29 protein-coding genes and 1 tRNA gene are annotated in these 26,020 nt (G+C 47.0%); 18 read left to right on the plus strand and 12 right to left on the minus strand.

Translation table 11 applies throughout. The annotated features are described in order from the left end of the window. The first annotated feature begins 16 nt into the window (after positions 1-16). Positions 17-2,635 carry a right-handed parallel beta-helix repeat-containing protein gene (locus HMPREF2606_RS04415; protein ID WP_349267267.1) on the plus strand — a complete coding sequence of 873 codons (2,619 nt, stop codon included), beginning with the start codon at positions 17-19 and terminating at the stop codon, positions 2,633-2,635. Between the two features lie 92 nt (positions 2,636-2,727). Here the strand turns inward: HMPREF2606_RS04415 and metE are convergent, their stop codons facing one another. The 3 genes from metE to iscX form a co-directional block, all read right to left on the minus strand. Next, complete coding sequence (gene metE, locus HMPREF2606_RS04420; RefSeq protein WP_070843370.1) at positions 2,728-5,004, minus strand: 5-methyltetrahydropteroyltriglutamate--homocysteine S-methyltransferase; 2,277 nt, start codon at positions 5,002-5,004, stop codon at positions 2,728-2,730. Between the two features lie 89 nt (positions 5,005-5,093). Beyond that, complete coding sequence (metF, locus tag HMPREF2606_RS04425; protein ID WP_070583669.1) at positions 5,094-5,975, minus strand: methylenetetrahydrofolate reductase; 882 nt, start codon at positions 5,973-5,975, stop codon at positions 5,094-5,096. 171 nt (positions 5,976-6,146) lie between these two features. Then, positions 6,147-6,344, minus strand: a complete 198-nt coding sequence (gene iscX / locus HMPREF2606_RS04430) for a Fe-S cluster assembly protein IscX (RefSeq protein WP_003682097.1) — start codon at positions 6,342-6,344, stop codon at positions 6,147-6,149. Positions 6,345-6,658: 314 nt separating this feature from the next. On the opposite strand from iscX, the gene HMPREF2606_RS04435 reads away from it, so the two are divergent. Then, positions 6,659-7,282: a hypothetical protein gene (locus HMPREF2606_RS04435; protein ID WP_070713391.1), complete on the plus strand. Its 624-nt coding sequence runs from the start codon at positions 6,659-6,661 to the stop codon at positions 7,280-7,282. 76 nt (positions 7,283-7,358) lie between these two features. On the opposite strand, the gene fdx is transcribed toward HMPREF2606_RS04435, so the two are convergent. The 5 genes from fdx to hscA form a co-directional block, all read right to left on the minus strand. After that, positions 7,359-7,700, minus strand: coding sequence for an ISC system 2Fe-2S type ferredoxin (gene fdx, locus HMPREF2606_RS04440; protein ID WP_003686005.1), 342 nt, complete (start codon positions 7,698-7,700; stop codon positions 7,359-7,361). 92 nt (positions 7,701-7,792) lie between these two features. Then, positions 7,793-8,155 carry a TIGR02328 family protein gene (locus HMPREF2606_RS04445; protein ID WP_070713389.1) on the minus strand — a complete coding sequence of 121 codons (363 nt, stop codon included), beginning with the start codon at positions 8,153-8,155 and terminating at the stop codon, positions 7,793-7,795. 40 nt (positions 8,156-8,195) lie between these two features. Further along, positions 8,196-8,423: a hemagglutinin repeat-containing protein gene (locus HMPREF2606_RS10660; protein WP_283122343.1), complete on the minus strand. Its 228-nt coding sequence runs from the start codon at positions 8,421-8,423 to the stop codon at positions 8,196-8,198. A 51-nt stretch (positions 8,424-8,474) separates the two neighbouring features. Next, positions 8,475-8,957: a hypothetical protein gene (locus HMPREF2606_RS04455; RefSeq protein WP_013449309.1), complete on the minus strand. Its 483-nt coding sequence runs from the start codon at positions 8,955-8,957 to the stop codon at positions 8,475-8,477. Positions 8,958-9,146: 189 nt separating this feature from the next. Then, on the minus strand, positions 9,147-11,006 hold the full coding sequence (hscA, locus tag HMPREF2606_RS04460; RefSeq protein WP_070843371.1) for a Fe-S protein assembly chaperone HscA: 1,860 nt from the start codon (positions 11,004-11,006) through the stop codon (positions 9,147-9,149). A 245-nt stretch (positions 11,007-11,251) separates the two neighbouring features. On the opposite strand from hscA, the gene rpsF reads away from it, so the two are divergent. The 5 genes from rpsF (at position 11,252) to mltB (ending at position 13,916) form a co-directional block, all read left to right on the plus strand. Then, a complete protein-coding gene (gene rpsF / locus HMPREF2606_RS04465) occupies positions 11,252-11,623 on the plus strand; it encodes a 30S ribosomal protein S6 (RefSeq protein WP_003686150.1) in 372 nt (123 codons plus the stop codon). After that, positions 11,620-11,922 carry a primosomal replication protein N gene (gene priB, locus HMPREF2606_RS04470; RefSeq protein WP_191620669.1) on the plus strand — a complete coding sequence of 101 codons (303 nt, stop codon included), beginning with the start codon at positions 11,620-11,622 and terminating at the stop codon, positions 11,920-11,922. Before rpsF ends, priB begins: the two co-directional genes overlap by 4 nt. A 6-nt stretch (positions 11,923-11,928) precedes the next feature. After that, positions 11,929-12,159, plus strand: a complete 231-nt coding sequence (gene rpsR / locus HMPREF2606_RS04475; RefSeq protein WP_003678863.1) for a 30S ribosomal protein S18 — start codon at positions 11,929-11,931, stop codon at positions 12,157-12,159. A 16-nt stretch (positions 12,160-12,175) separates the two neighbouring features. Continuing rightward, positions 12,176-12,628: a 50S ribosomal protein L9 gene (rplI, locus tag HMPREF2606_RS04480; RefSeq protein ID WP_003678862.1), complete on the plus strand. Its 453-nt coding sequence runs from the start codon at positions 12,176-12,178 to the stop codon at positions 12,626-12,628. Between the two features lie 208 nt (positions 12,629-12,836). Beyond that, positions 12,837-13,916: a lytic murein transglycosylase B gene (mltB, locus tag HMPREF2606_RS04485; RefSeq protein ID WP_070843372.1), complete on the plus strand. Its 1,080-nt coding sequence runs from the start codon at positions 12,837-12,839 to the stop codon at positions 13,914-13,916. Between the two features lie 59 nt (positions 13,917-13,975). Here mltB and HMPREF2606_RS04490 read toward each other — a convergent pair whose 3' ends face one another. Then, positions 13,976-14,689, minus strand: a complete 714-nt coding sequence (locus HMPREF2606_RS04490) for an aldose epimerase family protein (RefSeq protein WP_070843373.1) — start codon at positions 14,687-14,689, stop codon at positions 13,976-13,978. 198 nt (positions 14,690-14,887) lie between these two features. On the opposite strand from HMPREF2606_RS04490, the gene dnaX reads away from it, so the two are divergent. Both dnaX and HMPREF2606_RS04500 read left to right on the plus strand, forming a co-directional pair. After that, complete coding sequence (gene dnaX / locus HMPREF2606_RS04495; protein ID WP_070843374.1) at positions 14,888-16,891, plus strand: DNA polymerase III subunit gamma/tau; 2,004 nt, start codon at positions 14,888-14,890, stop codon at positions 16,889-16,891. A 90-nt stretch (positions 16,892-16,981) separates the two neighbouring features. Beyond that, the gene (locus HMPREF2606_RS04500) at positions 16,982-17,317 is read left to right on the plus strand and encodes a YbaB/EbfC family nucleoid-associated protein (protein WP_003678854.1); all 336 of its coding nucleotides are present in this window, start codon (positions 16,982-16,984) and stop codon (positions 17,315-17,317) included. Positions 17,318-17,466: 149 nt separating this feature from the next. On the opposite strand, the gene HMPREF2606_RS04505 is transcribed toward HMPREF2606_RS04500, so the two are convergent. Beyond that, positions 17,467-17,542, minus strand: a tRNA-Asn gene (locus HMPREF2606_RS04505). A 139-nt stretch (positions 17,543-17,681) separates the two neighbouring features. Continuing rightward, positions 17,682-18,167: a NemA protein gene (locus tag HMPREF2606_RS04510; RefSeq protein ID WP_070583654.1), complete on the minus strand. Its 486-nt coding sequence runs from the start codon at positions 18,165-18,167 to the stop codon at positions 17,682-17,684. A gap of 180 nt (positions 18,168-18,347) precedes the next feature. On the opposite strand from HMPREF2606_RS04510, the gene dapF reads away from it, so the two are divergent. From dapF to HMPREF2606_RS04530, 4 genes are all read left to right on the plus strand, one after another. After that, complete coding sequence (gene dapF, locus HMPREF2606_RS04515) at positions 18,348-19,199, plus strand: diaminopimelate epimerase (RefSeq protein WP_070583651.1); 852 nt, start codon at positions 18,348-18,350, stop codon at positions 19,197-19,199. Beyond that, positions 19,196-19,798 (plus strand): hypothetical protein, encoded by a 603-nt coding sequence (locus HMPREF2606_RS04520; protein ID WP_070713376.1) that lies wholly within the window; start codon positions 19,196-19,198, stop codon positions 19,796-19,798. The genes dapF and HMPREF2606_RS04520 overlap by 4 nt, the downstream gene beginning before the upstream one ends. 106 nt (positions 19,799-19,904) lie before the next feature. Then, positions 19,905-20,837, plus strand: a complete 933-nt coding sequence (cysK, locus tag HMPREF2606_RS04525) for a cysteine synthase A (RefSeq protein WP_100066632.1) — start codon at positions 19,905-19,907, stop codon at positions 20,835-20,837. Between the two features lie 145 nt (positions 20,838-20,982). After that, positions 20,983-21,492, plus strand: coding sequence for a membrane lipoprotein lipid attachment site-containing protein (locus HMPREF2606_RS04530; RefSeq protein ID WP_049344413.1), 510 nt, complete (start codon positions 20,983-20,985; stop codon positions 21,490-21,492). A gap of 84 nt (positions 21,493-21,576) precedes the next feature. Here HMPREF2606_RS04530 and HMPREF2606_RS04535 read toward each other — a convergent pair whose 3' ends face one another. Then, complete coding sequence (locus tag HMPREF2606_RS04535; RefSeq protein ID WP_049329785.1) at positions 21,577-21,960, minus strand: YkvA family protein; 384 nt, start codon at positions 21,958-21,960, stop codon at positions 21,577-21,579. A 461-nt stretch (positions 21,961-22,421) separates the two neighbouring features. On the opposite strand from HMPREF2606_RS04535, the gene sdhC reads away from it, so the two are divergent. The 5 genes from sdhC (at position 22,422) to HMPREF2606_RS04560 (ending at position 25,979) form a co-directional block, all read left to right on the plus strand. After that, positions 22,422-22,799, plus strand: coding sequence for a succinate dehydrogenase, cytochrome b556 subunit (gene sdhC, locus HMPREF2606_RS04540; protein ID WP_004519263.1), 378 nt, complete (start codon positions 22,422-22,424; stop codon positions 22,797-22,799). Further along, positions 22,793-23,134 carry a succinate dehydrogenase, hydrophobic membrane anchor protein gene (sdhD, locus tag HMPREF2606_RS04545; protein WP_004519264.1) on the plus strand — a complete coding sequence of 114 codons (342 nt, stop codon included), beginning with the start codon at positions 22,793-22,795 and terminating at the stop codon, positions 23,132-23,134. The genes sdhC and sdhD overlap by 7 nt, the downstream gene beginning before the upstream one ends. Positions 23,135-23,136: 2 nt before the next feature. Further along, a complete protein-coding gene (gene sdhA / locus HMPREF2606_RS04550) occupies positions 23,137-24,900 on the plus strand; it encodes a succinate dehydrogenase flavoprotein subunit (protein WP_070583647.1) in 1,764 nt (587 codons plus the stop codon). 119 nt (positions 24,901-25,019) lie between these two features. Next, on the plus strand, positions 25,020-25,727 hold the full coding sequence (locus HMPREF2606_RS04555) for a succinate dehydrogenase iron-sulfur subunit (protein ID WP_002241462.1): 708 nt from the start codon (positions 25,020-25,022) through the stop codon (positions 25,725-25,727). A gap of 3 nt (positions 25,728-25,730) precedes the next feature. Then, complete coding sequence (locus tag HMPREF2606_RS04560) at positions 25,731-25,979, plus strand: FAD assembly factor SdhE (protein ID WP_003678830.1); 249 nt, start codon at positions 25,731-25,733, stop codon at positions 25,977-25,979. Positions 25,980-26,020: the final 41 nt, after the last annotated feature.

The following is a 26,020-nucleotide window of genomic DNA, read 5'->3' on the forward strand; positions in this document are numbered from 1 at the left end:
AGGAAATACGCTGATTATGTCACATAAACTTGCCCCTCTTGGCCGTACCCATATCCGTCAAGGCTCCTCAACTCCTGAAACCACTTCCGAATCATCTTCTCCTCTAAAAGAATGGATACACACCCAAAATTTTGGGGGAAGTCCGTCTGTTTTTCCTGAACCCAAGCAATTAAGCGGTAAAAATACTGTAACGAGAGATGCGGTTCATGTGGCTGAGGCGGCAAGATTGAACAGTACCTCATCATCTTCAGACGGCGTTGTAACAAAAATGCGTGTCGTACGGGCCAGTGTTGCTTCTGCAAGTAGCGTTTCTGGTAAAAATACCATTGCGTCTAAAGTAACGGACAAACAGGTTGTTTCAAAAGAGCTGGTAAACAAACCGGTTAATCAATCAATGGAAAAAATTCTGGCTGAAAAGCAAAAAAAATACGAAGAGGCTAAAGCAAAAAAAATAGCCGAAGCCGCCACAGCCAAAGCAAACGCAGTCGAGCATGCAAAAGAAGCGCATAAAGCAGCAGTCGAAAAAGTGATTGCAGAGCGTAAAGCCAAACAAGACGCTGCCCGCAAAGAAAAAGAGGCAGAAGACAGAATTGCCGAAGGAAAAAAAACAGTCGAAATTGTGCATAAAAAGATTTTGAACGATTCAGACGGCCATAACAAAGTCGTGAGCGTTTCTTCCGGCAAAAAAACAGCCATGAGTCACGATAGCCACCTCAGTTCAGTCAAAGAAAACAAAATTGACGATCATGCCGAAAGCAGGGCTGTTGTATCTGGAAAATACCGCGTGTATCAATCTAAAGAGTACGGTAATTATGTTCGCGTGAATGATTTTGGTGCCGATGCGCAGGGTAAAAAAGACAGCCTTCAGGCATTTAAAGCGGCTTTAGAAGCGGCTCATAAAGAAAAAGCCATGGTCTTCTTGGATGGTACCTACTATATTTCTAACCAGATTGTGATGGATAAAACCATTTCCGGCGCACGCGGTTTGTTTGGTTCGGGGATGGGCAAAACCAAAGTAACGTTTGATAAGGCGCAGACAGGCGTGTTCAATCCGAACACCAACCATGATGACATTCGCCAATTTGCCGGTATCTTGATCGATGGACAAAACAATAAAACCATTGCCAACTTGTCGGTTCAATATACCAACCCTGATTTTTACCGCAAAGGCTTAAGCTATTTTGGCAAGGTAAACGGCATTTTGGTGAACGATGCGGACAATACTTTAATCAGTAAAGTAGAGGTTTCCGGTGCCAATCGTGCTGGTGTGATGTTCACGTCGACTGCTTCTTTGGAAAAGGAAAAAGGTCAAAAGCTGACCTTTAAAGAGCGCGTACAAAGCGGCGAAATTGATGAAAAATATGAAGCGCTGCCTTTGGGTGAAAACAACCGTATTGTTGATTCGTATCTGCACCACAACCGCGTTGCCGGTGCGCTGATCGGTTTCCAACAAAACTTTATCGGCGAGGGCAACCGTTTGGATTGGAACGGCCACGAAGCGGACGGCGGTACCGGTTACGGTATGGCTGTGGTTGCGGGCAGCTACAACTACGGTGTCACATACCGTAAAAACACGACCGACCACAACTACCGCAAAGGCTTGGATGTGCATGATGGTACAGGCATTGTCATTGAAGACAATGTGCTAACGGGTGACCGGCTGTATGGAATTGCTGCCTACAACCGCCAGTTTTCTATGGATAAAGTCAAAATTACCGGCAATACCATTATCCAAGACCCGAGCTTCCGTTTGAATGTTGATGATGACTTGGGCAAGTACTATCACATGTATTCAGGGATTCAGGTGCAAACCAATACCCAATACAAAGATTTGCACTCGGCTAACAAAGGCTATTTCGATATCAGCAATAATGTCATTAAAAATCTGACGGTTTATCAAAACAATATTCAGACTTACGCGATTGAGTTCCGTAACCATGAAAGCAAAATGGATTACACGCTCAATATGGCAAATAACAAGATCAGCGGCGAATCCACCAAATATCTGATTGCCGTCATCAACGATACCTACGACCGCGTTTTATCTAAAAACGGCATTGGCAGCGGTACTATTACCATTAGCGGCAATGATGCCGATATCGGCAAGATTATGAAAGGCGCAGTACCGGTTTATGTGGAAGAACACCATGGTAATGTCGCTATGCATGGTGCGGTGACAATTCACAACAACAAAATTTCCGTGCGTGAAAAATCTGACGGCTATGTCGAATTTGCTTATTTGAAAAGCAATGCCAAAGAGTACAACATCACTAATAACACATTGAAACTTGGTGGTGCCCTGGATGATGTTTTGGTAGACGTATACAGTACCAACCCTAAGGGCAAGGCATCTTTAAATGTAGCCAACAATAAAATCATGACGGACATCAAAGATGAACTGTATGATTCATGGCTGCGCTTTGAAAATAACATCAAAACGTATTCAGAAGGCAATAGCCATAATGGTGCAGCACTGACAAAGGTGAATACGACCGGCAGTAAAGTTGCCTTGAGCGATATCTTGTCAGAAGCCAACTATATTGTCGCAACAACTAAAGATGCTGTGTATCACCATACTAAGAATGTGTATACATCAGGAGTGGAAGAGCATCATACAACGACAGGGATTTTGTAAGCTGTTGAAGCTGTAATCTTTATGGTCTAAATATCGATAAATAAAAAAAGGCCGTCTGAAAATTTTCAGACGGCCTTTTCATCTAACTCACATTATTTAGCCAGTTCGGCACGCAGTTTGTGGGTTACATTCATCATCACTTGGAGTTGTTCCAGAGTTTCTTTCCAGCCACGTGTTTTCAGGCCGCAGTCTGGGTTAACCCACAGACGTTCAACCGGTACAACCTCGATGGCTTTGCGCAACAGATGCTCAACTTCAGCTTCAGTCGGTACGCGTGGGCTGTGGATGTCGTAAACACCTGGGCCGATGTCGTTCGGGTATTTGAATTCGCCGAATGCAGTCAAGAGCTCCATGTCGGAACGTGAAGTTTCGATGGTGATGACGTCAGCGTCCATAGCGGCGATGGCTGGCAGGATGTCGTTGAACTCAGAGTAGCACATATGAGTGTGGATTTGGGTGCTGTCTTCGCAACCGGTAGAGGACAGGCGGAAAGATTCACCGGCCCAGTTCAGGTAGGCATCCCAATCGGCACGTTTCAAAGGCAGACCTTCGCGGATGGCAGGTTCGTCAATTTGGATGACTTTGATGCCGGCTTTTTCCAGATCCAATACTTCGTCGTTCAGAGCCAGTGCGATTTGTTTGCACACGGTAGAGCGAGGAATATCGTTGCGGACGAAAGACCATTGCAGAATGGTTACAGGACCGGTCAACATACCTTTCATCGGGCGATTGGTCAGGCTTTGTGCGTAAGTAGACCAGGCGACAGTCATGGCTTCAGGACGGCTTACGTCACCGAAGATGATAGGTGGTTTAACGCAGCGTGAGCCGTAGCTTTGTACCCAGCCGTATTGGGTGAATGCAAAACCGCTCAACAGTTCGCCGAAGTATTCGACCATGTCGTTACGCTCGGCTTCGCCGTGTACCAGTACGTCCAAGTCCAGTTTTTCTTGCTCTTCAACTACCAAGGCGATTTCTTTTTTCATCGCAGCTTCGTAATCGGCGGCAGACAGTTCGCCTTTTTTGAAGGCTGCACGTGCTTGGCGGATTTCGGTAGTTTGAGGGAAAGAACCGATGTTGGTAGTCGGCAGTAGAGGCAGGTTCAACCATGCTTGTTGCGCTTTGATACGGTCGGCAAATGGAGATTTGCGTTGGTCTGCGTTGGCAGGCAAATCGGCCAGGCGTTTGGCAACGTCTGCACGGTGGATTTCGCTGCTGTTGGCACGGGAGTCGGCAGCAGCTTGGCTGGCAGCCAGTTCTTCGGCAACGGAATCACGACCTTCGTTTAATGCGGCTTTCAGAACGCGCAATTCTTGGGTTTTTTGCAGGGTGAATGCCAACCAAGAGTACAGGTCAGGTTTGTTGGCTTTCAGTTTTTCTTCAACTGACAAGTCAAATGGAGTGTGCAGCAGAGAGCAAGAGCTGGAGATCCACAAACGGTCGCCCAGTTTGGCTTGCAGAGGCTCGACAGTTTCCAAAACTTTGTTCAGGTTGGCGCGCCAAATGTTGCGGCCGTCGATAACGCCGGCAGACAGAACTTTGTCGTAGTCAGCAAATGCGTCCAGCTGCTCAGGAGCGCGTACCAGGTCGATGTGCAGGCCGTCAACAGGCAGGGATTTCAGCAAAGCAGCGTGTTCGGCAACAGAACCGAAGTAAGTGCTCAACAGGATTTTGGCGCTTACTTTGCTCAAAGTAGCGTAAACGTCTTTGTATGCTTCTACCCATTCTTTAGGCAGGTCAACAGTCAAAGCAGGCTCGTCGATTTGAATCCACTCGGCACCGGCTTCAACCAAAGCAGTCAGGATTTCAACGTAAACAGGCAACAGTTTAGGCAACAGGCTTAGACGGTCGAATTCAACAGCGCCTTTTTCTTTACCAACCCACAGGAAAGTCAACGGACCCACAACGGTCGGTTTTGCTTTCAGACCCAAAGCTTGAGCTTCTTGCAGTTGTTGAACGTAGTGTTTGGCGTTGGCTTTGAATTCGGTATCGGCGTGGAATTCAGGCACCAAGTAGTGGTAGTTGGTGTCGAACCATTTGGTCATTTCGATAGCGAATTGGTCTTTGTTACCACGGGCCAGTTGGAAGAATTGTTCCAAAGACAGGTTTTGGCTGTCGAAGCCGAAACGGGCAGGGATGGCACCGGTGGCAACTTGCAGGTCGAGGATGTGGTCGTAGAAAGTGAAATCGCCTACGGCAACGTAATCAGCGTTGGCCGCGGCTTGGTGTTTCCAGTTTTTCTCGCGCAAGTCTTTAGCAACAGCCAGCAATTCTTGCTCGCTGATTTCTTTGCGCCAGTATTTTTCTTGTGCGAATTTCAATTCGCGGAAGGCACCGACGCGCGGGAAGCCTGAAAAATGCAATGTTGTCATGTTAACTCTCCTAGTTGGAATTTTGAATCAGGCCGGTATGGCCTGAATGTTCGATATTGTAAATCAGAATGGGGAGGCCGTCTGTTTTATTAACGCGGACGCACGCCCAAAATATGGCAGATGGCGTAAGTCAGTTCGCTGCGGTTGAGGGTGTAGAAGTGGAAGTCTTTGACACCTTCGCGCGAGAGGACTTTGACCATGTCGATGGCGATGCTGGCGGCAACAAGGTTGCGCGTGCCTTGGTCATCATCCAAACCTTCGTACATTTTAGACAGCCAGCTTGGGATTTTGACGTTGGTCACTTGGGCCATTTTGGTCAATTGTTTGAAATTGGTTACGGGCAGGATGCCGGGAACGATTTCAACGTCAATGCCCATCATCACGCAACGGTCGCGGAAGCGCAGATAGCTTTCCACGTCGAAAAAGAATTGGGTAATAACGTGGTTTGCGCCCGCATCGATTTTGCGTTTCAGATTGATTAAGTCGGCTTGTGCGGATTTGGCTTCCGGGTGCACTTCTGGATAGGCTGCTACGGAAATATCAAAGTCGGCAACGGAGCGCAACAGCTTGACCAAATCTTCGGCATAGAAAGGTTTTTTCTCGTAGCCGGGCGGCTCGTCGCCACGCAGGGCGACAATGCGGCGGATACCGCTGTCCCAATAATCTTTGGCGATTTGGCGTAACTCGTCAGGGCTGGCATCGATACCAGTCAAGTGAGGGGCGGCTTCAAGGCCGGTTTCTTGTTTGATGCGTTTAACGATACTGTGTGTGCGGTCGCGTTCGCCGGAGTTTGCACCGTAGGTTACGGAAACGAATTTCGGATGCAAGGTTTGCAGACGATGGATGGAATCCCACAGCATGGTTTCCATTTGTTCGTTTTTCGGCGGGAAAAATTCGAATGAAACATTGATGTCGCCTTTCAAATCGGAAAGGCTGTTGTTTAAAGCGGCGATTTCTCGAGCGTGATTCATGGTTATGCACCTTCTGCATATCTTTTATTTGTTGTCAGGTTGCATAATAAATTTGAGGTTGGTATGAGTCAATTTCGAAATTTTCCGAAATTGTATGAATAGATTTAATAAAGACCTCAGGCCGTCTGAAAAAACAGCCTGAGGTCTTGTTTGATAGGGAAGGGAGAAAGATTATTCTGCTTCATCTATCCATGCTTGTTGCACGGCTTCGAGAATACGCTCGCCGCAACGCGCAGGATCATCGTCAAATTCAGGCAAAGCCATAATTAAATCACGCAGTTGGGTAAAACGTACGGTTTTCGGATCGATGCTGTCGCCGTGTAAGTCGTAGAGTTCTTCGGCGATGCGTTGGGTATCTGTCCATTTCATGATGTGTTCCTTTATTGGGTTTGGGCTATTAGTAATTATTTTAATCAAGAAGAAGTCAGACTGCCAGATTGTTTTACGGAAGATGGGCAGATAAATAATGATGTTGTTTTTTAACAAAATAGCATATTTGCGTTAAAATACGGCACGACACTTAAAAACTACGGCACATTCGCTTTGAATTTGCCGTTTTATATATTTTATTCCGTTTTGAATGATGGTTTGCGGATGAATAATTTACATTATCCCAATGCAACCAAATCATCTGGAACGGCTCTTAATACGAAATCCATCGCTTAAAAATAAAAGGAAAAAAGATGAATAACGCACTCAACGCCAAGCTGTCCAAACTGATTTACGCGCTTGCTTCAGATGATCCGGAGTATCTGTCTAATAAAGCAGGCGCATTTGACCGTTTGCTGTTGTTGGTTCGCGAACTTTATCGGATGCTGGACGAAACAGAAGGTTTGAAGCAGCTGGTGTTCCGTCTGTATTACGGCAAGCACTATGGCTTAATTAAACTGGATGCCGCTTCGCCCAATGACGATGCAGGCGCATTGAGGTTGAAACGTTGGATGGTTTATTCGCGTATCGCCGAGCGTATCGAAAAGTGCGGCAAGCATTTGTCGGTCGTACTTGAGGATGTGGTGTTGGAAAATGGCGCGGACAAATCTCATTATATAGATAAAGCCAATGTCATTATCGAGCGTTTCGGTTTGGTAAGGGATGAGGCTGCACTTTCGGCCATCGAGGCAGAGGAAGTGTTGAAAACAGAGCAAGAGTTGCAGGCGACAAGCGAGCCTCAAAAATCTGCTCCTAAGCATCACGGCAATATGCATCAAATCAGAATGCAAGAAAAAATTGAAAATTATTCCGCTATGCAGAAAGTGGCCTCCATGCAGATTTCGCGTATGCGTTTTATTTTCCCTCATATCAAATAATTTGCTGCATAACCCAAAGGCCGTCTGAAAACCATGAATTTGTGGTTTCAGACGGCCTTTTTCATTAAGCCTTGTTCTAGTGGTCTTCACGCGCATGGTTGATCGTATATTTAGGAATTTCTACGACCAAATCTTCATCGGCAACGACTGCCTGACAGCTCAAGCGTGAATCGGCTTCCAAGCCCCATGCTTGGTCGAGCAGGTCTTCTTCCAATTCGGTTGGTTCTTCCAAGCTGTCAAAACCTTTGCGGATAATCACGTGGCAGGTTGTGCAGGCACAGGATTTTTCACAGGCGTGATCGACTTCGATGTCATGGTCGAGCAGTACGTCAAGGACGGTTTGGCCTTCCGGTGCGTCTTCGATAACCGCGCCTTCGGGGCATAATGTCGCGTGTGGGAGTACGGTAATTTTTGGCATTTTTATTGTCTCAGTTGTTTAAGAGTGGTTGTGGTTAAAGCGGCTTCAGACGGCCTTGGGTATTCAATATTCAGGCCGTCTGAAAAATGGGTTTATAACATGATGCCTTTACTTTTTAAATTTTCCAGGCATTCGTCTAAGTAGGCATCATCATGTTCGGTGTAAATCGGCGAAGTAGCTGTTTCAGCAGTGTGTGCGTGGTATGGGGCAACGGCTTTGCCGCGATACAACGGGTCTTTCCATAAAACGTCAGGCTTGTAGCCGCATTTTTCCATTTCTTCCATAATCAGCGCGTGATACAGATAGAGCTTGTAAGGCGAATGGGTGAAGACGTAATTCACCGTCGCATGCGGCCTGCCCCAGCCTGCTCCACGTAAGGCGGCGCATTCGCGGTGTTGCCCTAAAAGTTGGGCGCGGGGGAGCAGGGGAATGAGGGTTTGGTGCCAGAGTCTCATTTTGATTCGAATAATGTCAGGTACTCGGAATAGGCTTGTTTTAAACCTTTTTTGGAGTAGGTGGTATAAATAATGTGCTGCCTTGGACGGTAATGTTGCCCTCGCGGCTGCGGATATTGATGTCGCCGCCAGCTTTCAGGCTGCTTTCGCGGCTTTGGCGGTAGTTTTGGTTTTGTTCCTTGCCGGCGGTTTTAAAGCCGAAGCCGGCTTCGACGGACAAGAGGACGGCGCCTTGCTGTCCGGTTTGGTTTTTGACGGCATCGGCCACTTTGCCGACGCCATCGGCCAGTTGGTAGGCTTGGGCACCGGCGTCATCTGATTATTTTGAAATTGCCATTTCAATGACTTGCTCAACATAGTTGTTTTCCAAATCAATTACGTCTCCTTTTCTTTGTTTTGATATTTTTAATTCGTCATACGCGTAAAAAATAGCAATTTTTTTCCCTTCACAAAATAAATGTCTGTCGGATTTATTCATCATATACATACTTTCATTCCTTACGATGCCTTCACCATCTATAAAACTAAAACTATTCGGTATGTTTCTTCTTTCCATTCCTGCCTCATATATTGACGATATTACTCCGGAAACGCTTCTGGTGATAATCTGTCCGGAATCAATATTAGCCCACCATTCATCCGACGCAAACAATCCTTTGTCTTTTTTGATGCCAAAGATACTTTCGTCATTCAATGACAGTAATCTTGTATCTTCAATATGCTCCTTCTTTTTTCTATTTTTCATATCTTTTTTAAAATCATAAACCAAATACATATCATCATCTAAATTTAAATAGCTCATTTTATATCTCCAATTTTTTCAAATGGAGTCCGTCTTCGATTTCAGTGGTTAATTTTGTTCCGCTTTTGCCGAAATATTCATCAGACAGACAATGCCGGATTTTTCCATCTTGATTCTTTATTTCGTTTTTACAGACGCTATCTTCAGACGGCCTATTTCGTTGTATAGGCCGTCTGAAACCTTTTACTGTCAAATGTTATCAACATTCTGCCCTGTCAGGGCGCGCTGTATGTTGCGGTTCATGCGCTTGGCGGCGAAGTTGTCGGTGCTGTGGCTGAGTTTGGCGACAGCGGCACGGATATCTTCGGCTTTGCCGTCTTTCAGACGGCCTTGCAAGTTGGCGATGTCTTGTTGAATCTGTTGCAATTCTTCGGCTTCCAACAAATCGCTGTCTAACTCAAGGGCTGCGTTAACGGCGTCGGTTAGGCTTTCGGCTTCGACTACGGCTTCGGCACGTGCGCGTGCGGCCATGTCTTCGGCGGCGTTGCTCATGCTGTCTTTGAGCATTTGGGTGATGGTGCTATCGTCCAAACCGTAGGAAGGTTTGACTTCGATTTGCGCCTGTACGCCGGTGCTTTGTTCTTGTGCGGAAACAGACAGCAAACCGTCAGCGTCAACTTGGAAGGTCACGCGGATACGCGCTGCGCCTGCAGCCATGGGCGGAATGCCGCGCAGGGTAAATTTGGCAAGGCTGCGGCAGTCGGAAACGAGTTCGCGCTCGCCTTGTACAATGTGTATCGTCATAGCGGTTTGACCGTCTTTGAAGGTGGTGAAGTCCTGCGCGCGTGCAGTAGGAATGGTGGAGTTGCGAGGAATGATTTTCTCGGCAAGACCGCCGTAGGTTTCCAGACCAAGCGACAAGGGTGTAACGTCAAGCAGCAGCCATTCGCCGTCGGTTTTGTTACCGGCAAGGACGTTTGCCTGTATGGCGGCACCGAGTGCGACCACTTCGTCAGGATTGAGGTTGTTCAGCGGAGTTTGACCAAAGAATGTGGCAACCGCTTGTTGAACGTGCAACATGCGGGTAGAGCCGCCAACCATAATCACGCCCTTGACATCGGCCTTGGTTACGCCTGCGTCTTTCAAAGCCTGTTTGACCGGCTCTATGGTTTTTTGTACCAGATTTTGGGTCAGATTGTGAAACTCTTGGCGGGTAATGACGGTATGAACTTTATGGCCGTCTGAAAGTGTGGTTTCGATGACGGCTTCGGTTTGAGTGGTCAGTTTTTCTTTGGCGGTACGGACAAGGGAAAGCAGAAGTTGGCTGTCTTGTTCGTTGAGTTTGGAAAGGTCGTTTTGTTCGAGCAGGTAGCAGAACAAACGATGGTCGAAGTCATCGCCGCCCAATGCGCTGTTGCCGCCGGTGGCTTTAACTTCAAACAATCCTTTGGTCAGTTGCAATACTGATACGTCGAATGTACCACCGCCCAGGTCGTAAACGACAAACGTGCCTTCTGAAGCGTTGTCCAGTCCGTAGGCGATTGCGGCGGCGGTCGGCTCGTTGAGGAGGCGCAATACATTCAAGCCTGCCAAGCGTGCGGCATCTTTGGTGGCTTGACGTTGGGCATCGTCGAAATAGGCAGGTACGGTAATGACGGCACCGACCAAATCGCCGCCTAATGTTTCTTCGGCACGCGATTTAAGGGCTTTGAGGATTTCAGCCGATACTTCGATAGGCGTTTTTGCACCTTGACGGGTGTTTAACTCGACCACGCGCTCATTGGGTGTAAATCGATAGGGCAGGTATTGCGCCTCTTGTGCGAGGTCGGTAAGGGTGCGGCCGATCAGGCGTTTGGCGGAGCTGACTGTATTTAGCGGATCGGTTTTTTGGGCAGAAAGGGCGTTTTTGCCGACTTCAACTTCGCCATCCAAATAACGGACAACCGAAGGCAGGGTGGCGCGGCCGTCTGAATCAGGCAGGCAGACTGCGCTGCCGCTGCGGACTGTGGCAACCAAGCTGTTGGTTGTGCCTAAATCAATGCCTACGGCGAGGCGGTGTTGATGGGGGGCGGCGGACATGCCGGGTTCTGAAATCTGCAAAAGAGCCATGATTGTGTGCCTTCTGATGCTGTATTTATTAGGATGGGGCAGATTTTAGCAGATTTTTGGCAGATAGTTGAGTGGTTTGCTAGGAAATAACCATAAGGCCTATTGTTGTTTTTTAATTGAAAAGAAAGTGGATTTTGAATCCGGACTTGTATTTTTTAAGAAATGCGGATAAAATTCAGCCTCTTTGCCTTGCCTTTTACTTCGCATGGTGAAAGGCTGTTTTTAATCATCCATAAGGAGATAACATGCGTCATTACGAGATCGTGTTTATCGTTCATCCTGATCAAAGCGAGCAAGTGCCTGCTATGGTTGAGCGTTACAAAACCATGATTACTGAAGCCAGCGGTAAAATCCACCGTTTGGAAGACTGGGGCCGTCGTCAATTGGCTTACCCAATCAACAAAATCCACAAAGCACATTATGTTTTGATGAATATCGAAACTACTCCTGAAGTGGTTGAAGAGCTGGAAACTGCTTTCCGCTTCAATGATGCCGTACTGCGTCACCTGACCATCAAAACAAAACACGCTGTAACTGAAGCTTCCCCAATGCTGGGCGGCGAAAAAGCAAAAAACTTGCTGAACGGTGCAGCTGAAGAAGTTGCAGCAGCCGAATAAGATTGAACAATCTGATTAAGCTTACCGCCCGTATCTTGCAGGTTCAGCCTTTGAGATATACGCCGGCAGGAATCCCTGTTTTAGATGTTGTGTTACAACATGAGTCTTGGCAGGAAGAAAACGGACAGAAATGTCTGGTCAAATTTGAAATTCCCGCACGGATTTTAGGTAAGCAGGCTGAGGAATGGCAGTATCGGCAAGATGCCATCATCGAGTCGGAAGGTTTTTTAGCGCAACGCAGCCAACGCTTCCCCAAGCCGGTACTACGCATACAGAACATTAAAGAATATAAAGGTTAAACGACAATGGCTCGTCAATCATTCAAACGTAGAAAATTCTGCCGCTTTACGGCTGAAAAAATCCAAGAAGTTGATTACAAACAAGTTGATTTGTTGAAAGACTTCATCTCTGAAAACGGCAAAATCATCCCTGCCCGCATTACTGGTACTAAAGCACACTACCAACGTCAGTTGGCTACTGCTGTGAAACGTGCCCGTTTCCTGGCTCTGTTGCCTTACACCGATCAACACAAATAATTTTGGAGTTTAAATCATGCAAATTATTCTGTTAGAAAAAATCGGCGGTCTGGGTAACTTGGGTGACATCGTTACCGTTAAAAACGGTTACGCACGCAACTTCCTGATCCCTGCCGGTAAAGCAAAACGTGCAACCGAAGCCAACATGAAAGAATTCGAAGCACGCCGCGCTGAATTGGAAGCCAAACAAGCTGAAATCTTGGCTGATGCTAAAGCACGTCAAGAAAAACTGGAAGGCCAAACCATTACTGTTGCTCAAAAAGCCGGTGTTGATGGTCGTCTGTTCGGTTCTGTTACCAATGCTGACATCGCTGAAGCGATTGTTGCTGCCGGTATCCAAGCTGCTAAAGCAAACGTACGTCTGCCTAACGGTCCTTTGAAAGCTGTTGGCGAATACGAAGTTGAAGTGGCTCTGCACACTGACGCTGTTGCTAAAATTACCGTTGCTGTTGTTGCAGCCGCTGAGTAATTGATTCATTCAAGGCCGTCTGAAAATCAAGGGTTTCCTTGGATTTCAGACGGCCTTGTTTATGTGTTTGAGCCGAAGCCAATAGGTGCCGAGTTGTTTATATTTTTGGCTGATTAAAAAGTATGGCAGTTGGCATAGAGAGATGATGTGTTGGACGAATATTCTTTCGTATTCGGATTTATCATAGTATTTAATAAAGAGATTATTTATGAATAAAATCAAAATCTTTGGGATGGGTCTGGCTGCTTTGGCTCTGGCTTCATGTAGTACCCCGCAAAAGCCTGCTGTTGATACGGCAAAACCTGTCGAGCCTGTTTCCTCTGCAAAACGACCTGTATTTGATGCTGCGGCTGAATCTGTTGCCAGCAGCGGTTTTAATGAGAACGTCAATGTTCAGCAGTTTATCCAATATGAAGTGAAAAACCGCCGTTTCAGTGCGGAAGAATTGCGCAATTTCTTTAATGGCGCGGTGTATAAAGGCAACATTATTACCATTATGTACCGCCCAAGCACTTCGCGTCCGTGGTATGAATTCCGTACCGGTAACTCCGGTGCAGCCAAATTTAATGGCGGCAGACAATTCTATGCGGCAAACCGTGCCGTAATTGATGATGTGGCACGCAAATACGGCGTACCTGCCGAATTGATTGTGGCGATTCTCGGTATTGAAACCAATTACGGCAAAAATACGGGCAGCTTCCGCGTTGCCGATGCCTTGAGTACATTGGCCTTTGATTATCCCCGCCGTGCCGAATTTTTCCAAAACGAATTGAGCGAACTTTTGCTGATGACAAAAGAAGAAAAAGAAAATATCTTTGACTTCAAAGGCAGCTATGCCGGCGCGATGGGCATGCCGCAATTTATGCCTTCAAGCTACCGTAAATGGGCGGTGGACTATGATGGTGATGGTCATCGCGATATTTGGAATAATGTTGGCGATGTGGCGGCCTCTGTCGCCAATTATATGAAACAGCATGGCTGGCAGACCGGCGGTAAGATAGTTGTGCCGGTCAGTCTGACGATTACGCCGCACTTGCAGGCGATTATCGATGAGAAAACTGCTTTGACACGTACTGTCTCAGATTTCAAAGCTTTGGGTGTCGTGCCTCAAGCTGCTGTTGCGGATAATGAAAAGGCTGTATTGTATGCTTTGGAAACCAGCCCGGGCGTATTTGAATACTATTTGGGCTTGAATAACTTCTACACAGTATGGCAATACAACCACAGCCGCATGTATGTAACAGCGGTGCGCGATATTGCGAATGCAATCAATAACAATGGCCTGTGAGCCATAAGAAAACCACCCTTCGGGGTGGTTTTTAAGTATTTATGACTTTGCAGAACAATTTAAGCTGTCAGTCTGATTTTCATGGCGTAACGTTTTTTGCTGTGTCCTGAAACAAACTGACCGCCTCGGGCAGGGGATAAAAACGCATTGCCTTCTGCAGTTGGCTCTGCACAAGTATATTGACCGTTTCGATCACTCCAAAGGGCATACACAGGCAGATTGTGGGTGCGGATATCCAGTTTCAAGCCGTCAAATGCAACGTGTGCATCCTGGTCGGAGGAAACAAATTCGGTATGGGAGATATAGTCGGCATCGTATGGCGCGCCGTTGAAATCAAATTGTGTACCTGCGGCGGTAAAGTAGGGGTGGAATCCTGGGGACGTGCGGACGGGTGATTCGCCGTAATTGTAGACAGTTAGGATGGCGATGGCTTCATTTTCGTTAGGCAGACTGTAATCAAGCAACCATTTGACGTGTTCATAGCCTTTTTCTGTGCTGATTAATTTCAAGCCGATATCCGATTCATTTTGATGGCGGATTTCCCAGTCTGAAGTTCTGCCGAAACCATGTTGGGCCAGATGATTTTTGCTGTCCGGTCCGAATTGGGGTAAGCAAACGTGCATACCACCGCGTAATTTTGTGTCATTAGCGACTTGGACGCTGGTTTTCGGAAATAAGACTTCCCGTCCTTTTAGAATCAAGGAATCAATATATCCGCCCATTGTATTGACTTGCATAGTGGCTGATTGGTTGCGTAGTATGATTTCGGACATGATGTTTCAAACTTCAAATTACTTATCATTTATGTAGCACTCTAACATTGCAATGACATGCTGTCGCCGTAGCCTTGATAGAAAATCCTTAATAAAAATCAAAAAAATGCTAGAATATATGCCATTTTCTGAGGCCGTCTGAAAAGCGGATAATTCTTTTCAGACGGCCTTCCGATTTATTTCCCGTAGAGAAACAACATGGCTTATCAAGTTCTTGCACGAAAATGGCGTCCGAAAACCTTTGCCGATTTGGTCGGTCAGGAACACGTCGTCAAAGCCCTGCGCAACGCGCTGGACGAAGGCCGTCTGCACCATGCCTATCTGCTGACAGGGACGCGCGGTGTGGGCAAGACTACGATTGCCAGGATTTTGGCTAAGAGCTTGAACTGCGAAAATGCCGTGCATGGCGAGCCGTGCGGTCAGTGTGAAAGCTGTACGCAAATCGACAGCGGCCGTTATGTGGATTTATTGGAAATCGACGCGGCATCGAATACCGGTATCGACAATATCCGCGAAGTGTTGGAAAACGCACAATACGCGCCGACTGCGGGTAAATACAAAGTCTATATCATCGACGAAGTGCATATGCTTTCCAAAAGCGCATTCAATGCCATGCTGAAGACTTTGGAAGAACCGCCTGAACACGTTAAATTCATTTTGGCAACCACCGATCCGCACAAAGTCCCCATTACCGTATTGAGCCGTTGTCTGCAGTTTGTGTTGCGCAACATGACAACGCAGCAGGTTGCCGAGCATTTGGCGCATGTATTGGACCGTGAAAACGTTCCTTATCAGCCACAGGCTTTGCAACTTTTAGGCCGTGCTGCCGCCGGCTCGATGCGCGATGCGTTGAGTCTTTTGGATCAGGCGATTGCCATGGGTTCGGGTAAAGTGGCCGAACAAGATGTCCGCCAGATGATCGGAGCGGTCGATAAACAATACCTGTTTGAATTGCTTGAAGGAATCATCAATCAAAACGGCGAGGCCTTGCTGGAAAAAGCTCAGGAAATGTCCGCCAGAGCGATTGGTTTTGACAGCGCATTGGCAGAATTGACCATGTTGTTGCAACGTTTGGCTTTGATTCAAACCATTCCTTCTGCCTTGGCAAATGACGACCCTGAACGTGAAACCTTGCTGCGATTAAGTCAGGCTTTGAGTGGCGAGCAAATTCAGCTTTATTATCAATGTGCTATTCATGGCAAACAGGATTTACCGCTGGCTCCGGACGAGTATGCCGGTTTTGTCATGACGCTTTTGCGCATGCTCGCATTTGCGCCGTTGGCCGCTTCCGGTTGCGATACACAAAGTCAGATTGAACATACGGATTTGCATTCCGACCATCAGAAAGCTGAGGCCGAAAAAAAGCCTTTTCAGCTGCCGAAATCTGAGCCGATAGCAGCAACGGCGGTTGAGAAAGAGGCTGCTTCTGCCAAACAGGATGCCGTTGAAAGGCCGTCTGAAGAAACCGTTCAGCCTGTTCTGCAACAACAGGCGGATGTACCGCCTTGGGAGGAAATGCCGAGCCAAGTATCGGCTGAGCCGCCTAAAACACAAACGGTGCAGATGCAAGAAGCGGAGGCGCCATTGCCTGTTGCAAAAGTTCAGACGGCCCCTGAGCCGGAAGAATATCCGCACATGGATGAGGAAATTCCACCTCCGTATTTTGATGAAGCATATGCATTTGAAGATTCACATCGTGCTGATGTGATGGAAGTACCGCAGCCGGTTGTGTCTGCTGAGCCTGAAGAAGAGGAGGGAGATGAAGAAGAGCTTCAGTTCGCTCCTTTGCCTGAGTTTAAAACTGAGAATTGGCACAGCATTATCGAACGTTTCGCCCGTAAATTAGGTGCGGCGCAGATGTTGGCACAAAATGCGGCATGGACGAGTTATGATGCGGAAGCAGGATTAATCATGCTGTCGTTGACGGATGAGGCCAAAGCCACTGCCAATAAAGAGCGCTTGGATAAAATCTGCCAGACGTTGAGCGAGGCATACCATCTTGGCAATTTAAGGCTGCAAACCGAGCCTTGGCAGGATGATAAAGGCTGGGAAACGCCGGTTATGCGCCGCAAACGTATTCAAGAAGAAGGGCGGCAGCAGGCGCAAGATTTGCTGGAAGCGGATACAACGGCGCAGAAAATCTTGCAAACCTTTGAAGCGCAATGGCTGCCGGATTCTTTAGAATTGGCAGGACATTCTTAAAATACTGATATACAAGGCCGTCTGAAAGGCAAGAGCGTTTTTCAGACGGCATGAGTGAACCCATTTATTTCAAACCCATAGGAGTAAAATATGTTCGGAAAAGCCGGATTAGGCGGCCTGATGAAACAGGCTCAACAAATGCAGGAAAACATGAAAAAGGCACAAGCCAAGCTGGCTGAAACCGAAGTTGAAGGTGAAGCAGGCAATGGTTTGGTGAAAGTTGTGATGACGTGTTCGCATGTTGTCCGCAAACTTGAAATCAGCCCTGATTTGATTCAAGAAGCCGCTGACGACAAAGAAATGTTGGAAGATTTGGTATTGGCCGCTATCAATGCCGCTTCTGAAAAAGCCGAAGAAACCACCAACAAAACCATGGGTGCATTCACCCAAGGCCTGCCTGCAGGTATGGGCGATTTCTTCCGTTGATTTAAAAATAAATAAAAGGCCGTCTGAAGCCAGATTTGGGTTTCAGACGGCCTTTTTTATTATGAGGATTCATGGGCTTTCTTTGGGAAAGAACAAGCGTTCCTTATTGATGTAAGGAAGCCTGAACAGCAGTTCAGGCTTTTGAAATTTGGCTCCCCGACCTGGGCTCGAACCAGGGACCTGCGGATTAACAGTCCGTCGCTCTACCGACTGAGCTATCGGGGAATGGGGCGTATTATAATGGCTGGAAAAAATGTGTCAATCAATATTTTTAAGAAAATGGTGCAAAATATTTCAAATGTTTGAATGTTAAAAATATTTTGTAATCAAGTTTCACATGCTCCCCAGCCGTTTCAGACGGCCTTTAGTATTTGGCGTTAACCAATTTGCCGTTTTGGAACACTTGCTGCTGCATCACCGTGCCGTTGTAGGCGTAAGTGGTCAGCGAGCCGTTGCTTGGCGTGGCGCGGAACTGCATCAGTTGGTTGCGGCTGAGGACGTAGGGGTCCGTGCGTTTTTGGCTGTTGTCGCTGTAAAAGTCTTGGACGACATATTCGTTGTTGCGTTTGCTGATCAGTTGGCGATGGAAGCCGCCTTTGACTGCGCTGTTGCTGGGTGTGCCGTGTGCATCGAAATAGGTCACGATTTGTTCTTCTGAGATACGGATGCCGTCTGAATCCGTGCCTTTGGTGGTTTTGTCCAAGCCAACAGGGATGTTGATGGATGTGCCCAAGCCGACGTGGCGGCCGATACTTGTGCCGACGCCTAAGCCGACGGAAACGCCGGGTGTGCCGACTGTACATGCGCTGAGTGAAGCGGCCAAAAGGGCAGGTAAGAGAACTTTTTTCATAATGTGTATCCTTGTAATAAGAAATGTTTGTAATGTGGGAAGTATAGTATTTTTGCGGGGTGGCTGGTGTTAGTATTGGTAAAAGGGCGCAATGCCGTCTGAAAAACAAGATAGAAACGGATATATCATTCTGGTGTAGAATGTGCCGAAATAATGATTTAATAAGAATGTGAATGAATAATGAAAACTTTAAAATTTACGAAGATGCACGGCTTGGGCAATGATTTTATGGTGGTCAATGCCATCGAGCAGGACTTTGATCCGTTGGCTGCGCCGCTTGCTCAATGGGCAGACCGCTATCGCGGCGTGGGTTTTGATCAGTTTTTGGTAGTGGAGAAGCCTTCTTCTGATGCGGTCGATTTTCGGTACCGCATTTTCAATGCCGATGGTCGGGAAGTAGAGCAGTGCGGCAATGGAGCGCGTTGTTTTGCGCGTTTTGTCGCGGATAAGGGTTTGACGGATAAAACGGAAATTTTGGTCGAAACGGCCAAAGGGATTATTGTGCCGAAGCTGTTGGATAACGGTTTGGTTGCCGTCAATATGGGTAAACCGCGTTTCATGCCGTCTGAAATTCCGTTTGTGCCTGCACATGGTGAAAATGAAGATGCGCTGACACATATTGTCTTAGTCGGTTTGGAGTCTGTACCGGTAAGCTGTGTGAATATGGGTAATCCGCATGCGGTGATTTTGGTTGATAATGTTGAAACCGCACCGGTGGAGCATTGGGGCGGCGCTATTGAATCTCACGAGCAGTTTCCTGAACGGGTCAATGTCGGCTTTTTGCAGGTTGAAGATGAGTTGTCAGTCCGCCTGCGTGTGTTTGAACGCGGGGTGGGGGAAACTCAGGCTTGCGGCACCGGAGCGTGTGCGGCGGTGGTGGCAGGCGTGCGCAATGGCTTGCTGAAAGCGGGTGCGCCTGTGCGTGTTACTTTGCCTGGAGGCGAATTGTTTATCAGTTGGGAAGAAGGTGGCGATGTGCAAATGACCGGCCCTGCTGAAACCGTTTTTGAAGGCGAGTTGCAGTATTCATGATGGTTTCTTTGGATTTTTGGTTTGCCATTGCGTATGCTGCGGTATCGTTGGCATTTATTTTTCGCGCACAGCGGTTTCAATGGCTTTGGGCTACGGTGTTGTTGTGGCTGGGGATTTCGGCACTGGGCGCACGCTTGTTGCCCGGAATGTGGGGCTTTACGCATACGGGCCCTTTGTTTATCCCTCATTTTTATCTGACAATCGCCAGTATTTTCTTCTTTATTGATGACTGCAGTAAAACGGAAGACAAAAAGTTTTGGTCGGCAGGCGAATATGCCGGTTTGACCTTATTTGCGGTTTCCAATGTCGTCATGACTTTGGCTTTTGTTTTCTTGGCAGGCGTGGTTTATTTCATCTTGCCGCTGGCAGGCTCGGTTTTTGCATGGGTGGCCTTACTGAAAATTTATGCTTTGAAACCCATTTATTGGTTTGCATTGCAGGGCGTCCTGATGCTGGTGTTTTATCTGCACAGAGTGGTTGTTTGCAAGCAGTCTGCCTCTCTTTTCAGTATGCGGCAGATGTGGGCAGGCTGGATGGTTGCCGTCGTGATGCAGGCTGTGGTTGCCGTTGCATTGATTTTTGAGCGCAGTGGATATTGACCGCGCTTGAACCAAAAGTTATAAAGAAAGAAATTTTCGATATTGGTTTTTCAGACGGCCTGAGTTTAATATGCAGGCTGTATTACATCTAAATCAGGAGCAGGAAATGAAAATTGCAAATAATATTACCGAGCTGATCGGCAACACACCTCTGGTGAAACTGAACCGCCTGACCGAAGGTTTAAAAGCGCAAATCGCCGTTAAACTTGAATTCTTTAATCCAGGCAGCAGCGTGAAAGACCGTATTGCCGAAGCCATGATTGAAGCGGCCGAGCAAGCCGGTAAAATCAATAAAGATACCGTTATCGTCGAGGCAACCAGTGGCAATACCGGTATCGGTTTGGCCATGGTGTGCGCGGCCCGCGGTTATAAATTGGCCATCACCATGCCTGAAAGCATGAGTAAAGAACGCAAAATGCTGCTGCGTGCGTTTGGTGCAGAATTGATTTTGACTCCTGCTGCCGAAGGCATGGCAGGCGCTATTGCCAAAGCCCAATCTTTAGTGGACGAACATCCGGGCACTTATTTCATGCCGCGCCAATTTGATAACGAGGCCAATCCTGAAGTTCACCGCAAAACCACTGCCGAAGAGATTTGGCGTGATACAGACGGTAAAGTAGATATTTTCGTGGCCGGTGTGGGTACTGGCGGCACGATTACCGGCGTGGGCGAAGTGTTGAAAAAATACAAACCCGAAGTTCAAATCGTGGCTGTCGAGCCTGAAGCTTCTCCGGTATTGAGTGGTGGCGAAAAAGGCCCACATCCGATTCAAGGTTTGGGCGCAGGCTTTATCCCCAGCGTTTTGAATACGACTGTTTACGACAGCATTGTCAAAGTACCTAACGAAGCAGCGTTTGAAACTGCACGCGCTATGGCTGAAAAAGAAGGCATTTTGGTAGGTATTTCTTCAGGTGCCGCAGTATGGAGCGCATTGCAACTGGCCAAAAAACCTGAAAACGAAGGTAAGCTGATCGTTGTCTTGTTGCCATCATATGGCGAACGCTATCTTTCTACGCCTCTCTTTGCCGATTTGGCATAATATAGGATTGTTGTTAAAAGGCCGTTTTCAGACGGCCTTTTTTGCGTATGGGCTTGAGATATCGTATGAAATCTGTTGTAATTCAGTTAATGAGCTTTGAATACCGTTATTCAAAAGTTGGTTTCTTCAACGAATCATGCTTATAATGCGCATCATGAAAAAATACATTCTTCCTATCCTTGCTGTGGCGGCACTTGCCGGTTGTGAATCAATTTATGTTCCAACATTGAAAGAAGTGCCAGTTCGACCAACCAACGTCAAGAAACCTAAGGCTGATTCACAAGTTTCAGCTACCGGTTATCATTTGGCTCCTTCGCATTGGGCAGATGTTTCCAAGATTCATGATGAAGCACGTCGCTTGAGTACCCAAGTGAGCCAAGGTAGTCTGACTAAAGTTCAGGCTGCCCAATATTTGAACCGCTTCCGTATCCAACAAGTGGGACGCAACTCTGTCGATGACAGTATGTACGAAGTTTATCTGCGTTCTGCCGTTGACAGCCAACGTGGTGAAATTACTACCGAGCAATCCAAACAGTACATCCAAGGTGCTTTGCGTGGTTGGCAGCAACGTTGGAAAAACATGGATACCAAGCCAAGCAATCCTGCGTTTACCAATTTCCTAATGGAAGTTATGGGTATGCAACCTTTGAAATAAAAAAGTCATAAACTGAGAAGGCCGTCTGAATATTCAGACGGCCTTCTTCTCATATTTATATATGTGTAGTCGAATTGTATCCAATTAAGAACCAAACAGCTTGTCAGCCGCTTGACGGGCTTTTTCTTGAATATCTTCGGTCAGATAGTTTTTCATCTGAGAATAAACCAGCGCAATGACGGCAATGTCATCGCTGAAGCCAAATGGAATCAGAAGGTCGGGAATGCTGTCGATAGGGCTGAGGAAATAAACCAGTGCGCCGACAATAATCATTTTAGCCCGTTTGGGCGTGTGTTCAGATTCCCAAAGGTAATAAAGTGCATAAAGCTGTCGGACGACAGGTTTGCCCAGGCGGCCGGCAAAGCGTCCGAGTTTTTTCATAAAACCGGATGTGTCCAAGTTTCGACGGCGGAAGGAGGGGATGTAGTCTTCCGGATCGGGTGTGTTTTGATGAGGGGAATGTGTCATGATGCAGCTTCCTTATAAGGTATGGAAACATTGTTGGTGTTGTGCCGTATTTTAGTCCATCTAGAGATGGATGAAATGTCTTTGAATGTATAACTATGTAAGAGTAGTGGTGATAATGCAATGGTAATAAGTTAAGAATGGCTTATGCCTTTGTAAAGATTAGGTATCAAGAGTGAGAATTTATCTCACAATAGATACAATTCTCAAACAATAATGATGTTATCGTAAGTGCTTTGATGGGGAGATGCTTAATTGCAGGAAAGTAACAAAAAAGGCTAGCCACGCAAAAAAAAATCTAAGAATGATTGTTTGATTTTATTAGTCTTTTGGTAAAAATCATTAGAGCATTCATAAATTGCACTGTTCAAAATGAGATAAAACAGGTAAATTATGGTTTATGTAGCTTATTGTAGTGCTGAGCTATAGGTTTTGAGCTGATAATAAATCTAGAGGAACTGACCATGTCCGCCAAATCACGCCCGGTATTTTTGGAAATTCCGAATATCCGATTGCCCATACCGGGGATTGTATCTATTCTTCACCGTATCAGCGGCGTCGGCTTGTTTGTGATGCTGCCTGTTCTCTTGTATTTCTTCTCTGGAACGCTGGATCGCGAAGCGTCGTTTGAAGCATATCGTTCTGCTATTTCCAATCCGTTTGTGAAGCTGATCCTTATCGGTCTGTTGTGGGCATATCTGCACCACTTTTTTGCCGGTATCCGCTTTCTGTTTTTGGATGTGCATAAAGGCCTGGAATTAAATACTGCCCGTACTACTGCTAAAGTTGTATTTGCTTCTGCTTTGATTCTGACCGTCGTTTTGGGAGCTTTGTTATGGTAGAACGTAAATTGACAGGTGCGCATTACGGTTTGCGCGATTGGGCAATGCAACGTGCAACTGCGGTCATCATGCTGGTGTACACCGTGGTTCTTTTGGTTGTTTTGTTTACGTTGCCTAAAGAATATTCGGCATGGCAGGCATTTTTTGATCAAACTTGGGTGAAGGTGTTTACCCAAGTGAGCTTCTTGGCCGTATTCCTGCATGCATGGGTAGGTATCCGTGATTTGTGGATGGACTACATTAAGCCTTTCGGCGTGCGTTTGTTTTTACAAGTTGCCACCATCGTTTGGTTGGTAGGCTGCTTGGTGTATTCAGTTAAAGTAATTTGGGGGTAAATATGGGTTTTCCTGTTCGCAAGTTTGATGCCGTGATTGTTGGCGGTGGTGGTGCAGGTTTACGCGCAGCCCTCCAATTGTCTAAATCCGGCCTGAATTGTGCTGTTTTGTCTAAAGTCTTCCCAACCCGTTCTCATACTGTAGCGGCTCAAGGTGGTATTTCTGCTTCATTGGGTAATGTGCAGGAAGACCGTTGGGATTGGCATATGTACGATACCGTGAAAGGTTCTGACTGGTTGGGCGACCAAGATGCGATTGAGTTTATGTGTCGCGCCGCGCCTGAAGCCGTAATTGAGTTGGAACACATGGGTATGCCTTTTGACCGTGTGGAAAGTGGCAAAATCTACCAACGTCCTTTCGGTGGTCATACTGCAGAACACGGTAAACGCGCGGTAGAACGTGCATGTGCTGTTGCTGACCGTACCGGTCATGCGATGTTGCATACTTTGTACCAACAAAACGTCCGTGCCAATACACAATTCTTTGTGGAATGGACAGCGCAAGATTTGATTCGTGATGAAAACGGCGACGTAGTCGGTGTAACCGCCATGGAAATGGAAACCGGCGAAGTTTATATTTTCCACGCTAAAGCTGTGATGTTTGCTACCGGTGGTGGCGGTCGTATTTATGCTTCTTCTACCAATGCTTATATGAATACCGGTGACGGTTTGGGTATTTGTGCCCGTGCAGGTATTCCGTTGGAAGACATGGAATTCTGGCAATTCCACCCGACCGGTGTAGCCGGTGCCGGTGTATTGATTACCGAGGGTGTGCGCGGTGAGGGCGGTATTCTGTTGAATGCCGACGGCGAACGCTTTATGGAACGTTATGCTCCAACCGTAAAAGACTTGGCTTCCCGTGACGTGGTTTCCCGTGCGATGGCGATGGAAATTTACGAAGGTCGCGGCTGCGGTAAAAACAAAGACCACGTATTGCTGAAAATCGACCATATCGGCGCAGAAAAAATTATGGAAAAACTGCCGGGCATCCGCGAGATTTCCATTCAGTTTGCCGGTATTGACCCGATTAAAGACCCGATTCCTGTTGTGCCGACTACCCACTATATGATGGGCGGTATTCCGACCAACTATCATGGCGAAGTTGTTATTCCGCAAGGTGAAGATTACGAAGTGCCTGTAAAAGGTCTGTATGCGGCAGGTGAGTGCGCATGTGCTTCCGTACACGGTGCGAACCGCTTGGGTACCAACTCCCTGTTGGACTTGGTGGTATTCGGTAAAGCTGCCGGCGACAGTATGATTAAATTCATCAAAGAGCAAAGCGACTGGAAACCTCTGCCTGCTAATGCCGGTGAATTGACCCGTCAACGTATCGAGCGTTTGGACAACCAAACCGATGGTGAAAACGTTGATGCATTGCGTCGCGAACTGCAACGCTCTGTACAACTGCACGCCGGTGTGTTCCGTACTGATGAGATTCTGAGCAAAGGCGTTCGAGAAATCATGGCGATTGCCGAGCGCGTGAAACGTACTGAAATCAAAGACAAGAGCAAAGTGTGGAATACCGCGCGTATCGAAGCTTTGGAACTGGATAATCTGATTGAAGTAGCGAAAGCGACTTTGGTGTCTGCCGAAGCGCGTAAAGAATCGCGCGGCGCACACGCTTCAGACGACCATCCTGAGCGCGATGACGAAAACTGGATGAAACATACCCTGTATCATTCAGATACCAATACTTTGTCTTACAAACCGGTACATACCAAGCCTTTGAGCGTGGAATACATCAAACCGGCTAAACGCGTTTATTGATGAGTTTTCAGACGGCCTTTATCTTAAAGGCCGTCTGAAACCTAACCATACCCACATTGAACTGCTTGAATTCATAATACAAAATCATTGGGCAGTTTATGAGAAAAGGAACACTTCTCATGGAAAAAATGAGTTTTGAAATTTACCGTTACAACCCGGACGTTGATGCCAAGCCTTATATGCAACGTTACGAGTTGGAATTGGAACCAACCGACGTTAAACTTTTGGATGCTTTAGTGCGCCTGAAAGCACAAGACGATACATTGTCTTTCCGCCGTTCTTGCCGCGAAGGTATTTGCGGTTCTGACGGTATGAACATCAACGGCAAAAACGGCTTGGCATGTCTGACCGATCTGCGCGGCCTGAAACAGCCGGTTAAAATCCGTCCTCTGCCAGGCCTGCCTGTTATCCGCGACCTGATTGTGGATATGACCCAATTCTTCAAACAATATCACTCCATCAAACCTTACGTTGTCAACGATAACCCTATCGATGCGGACAAAGAGCGTCTGCAAACTCAGGAAGAGCGTAAAGAGTTGGACGGTTTGTACGAATGTATTTTGTGTGCTTGCTGCTCGACTGCCTGCCCGTCATTCTGGTGGAACCCTGATAAATTCGTTGGTCCGTCTGGTTTGCTGAATGCTTACCGTTTCATTGCGGATAGCCGTGATACCATTACTAACGAGCGTTTGGATAATCTGAACGACCCATACCGTTTGTTCCGTTGCCACACCATTATGAACTGCGTAGACGTATGTCCTAAACACTTGAATCCGACCCGAGCCATCGGTAAGATTAAAGAGATTATGTTGAAACGAGCCGTTTAAGAAATGATGGTTTTTGACGATATTGCCAAACGGAAAATCCGTTTTCAAACCCGCCGGGGATTATTGGAATTAGATTTAATCTTCGGCAGGTTCATGGAAAAAGAATTCGAGCACCTGAGTGATCAGGAGTTGTCCGAATTTTCCGAAATCCTCGAATTTCAAGACCAAGAGTTGCTTGCCTTGATTAACGGACATTCGGCGACGGACAAGAAACACCTGATTCCCATGCTTGAAAAAATCAGACAGGCATGACGTGTTATAGAGCTTGTTTGCGATGCCAATCCGAACAAGCT

It is taken from the genome of Neisseria sp. HMSC070H10, from assembly GCF_001837635.1.
In the GTDB taxonomy this organism is placed as follows: domain Bacteria; phylum Pseudomonadota; class Gammaproteobacteria; order Burkholderiales; family Neisseriaceae; genus Neisseria; species Neisseria subflava_A.